Genomic DNA, 715 nt, shown 5'->3' with positions numbered 1-715 from the left:
TTCCAAACTTCAGATTGGCTTAAATCTAAATCTTCAATCGCTTGGAATAAGTCAGATACTAAACGTACAACGATTTGCTGAACACGTTCATCAACAGGACCTGTTGCAGTATCAACGTTCATTTTTTTGACTAAAGCATTAATTTGTTCGCGGTTCATACTATTTCTCCTTAAGTATGCTTGCTGTGTGGTGGCTGACTTCTAATGTGTTTGAGCTCGCTGCCACAATCCTTGTTTAAAATGACGCTAAAAAACCTCTGGATGTATTGATGTCATGGCCTGAATCAATCAAGCCAAGACACTTAAAACTTAACGATCATCTTCACGGATAGAAGATGGGTGGCGATTTAACGCCATTACTTCGATATTCATATATGGGTAAAGCGGAAGACCTTGTAAAATTGAATGAAGCTCTTCATTGCTTTCCACATCAAAAATACTGATGTTTGAATACTGACCTGTGATTCGCCAGATATGACGCCACTTGCCTTGTTGCTGTAACTCTTGCGAATACGCCTTTTCAACAGCTTTAATCTCATTCGCTTTTTCAACTGGCATATCCAGTGGGATGTTCACATCCATTCGTACATGAAACAGCATGTCTCACTCCTGATGTATCACGTCGCTTATTTGCGGCGAAGGTTGTCAATCTTGTCTAAATCCAACTCAATACCTAAACCATTGCCTTGAGGCAGATGTAATTCGAAATCACGATA

Annotated in this window: 2 protein-coding genes; both read right to left on the bottom strand. The window is 39.7% G+C overall.

Features of this window, described 5'->3' with window-relative positions; translation table 11 throughout:
• A partial coding sequence (locus tag AC1M9B_RS14375) for a dioxygenase (RefSeq protein ID WP_481609338.1) occupies positions 1–158 on the bottom strand: 158 nt, incomplete at its 3' end.
• A 150-nt stretch (positions 159–308) separates the two neighbouring features.
• Positions 309–599, bottom strand: a complete 291-nt coding sequence (gene catC / locus AC1M9B_RS14370; RefSeq protein ID WP_092766278.1) for a muconolactone Delta-isomerase — start codon at positions 597–599, stop codon at positions 309–311.
• Between the last annotated feature and the right edge of the window lie 116 nt (positions 600–715).

It is taken from the genome of Acinetobacter sp. ANC_7513 (assembly GCF_056779915.1).
The sequence above is the reverse complement of the archived record's forward strand: the minus strand, read 5'-3'. Positions and strand labels throughout refer to the sequence as shown.

Bases quoted from the DNA above. Each gene is read 5' to 3' on its own strand.
- catC (WP_092766278.1), bottom strand. From the start codon at position 599: ATGCTGTTTCATGTACGAATGGATGTGAACATCCCACTGGATATGCCA.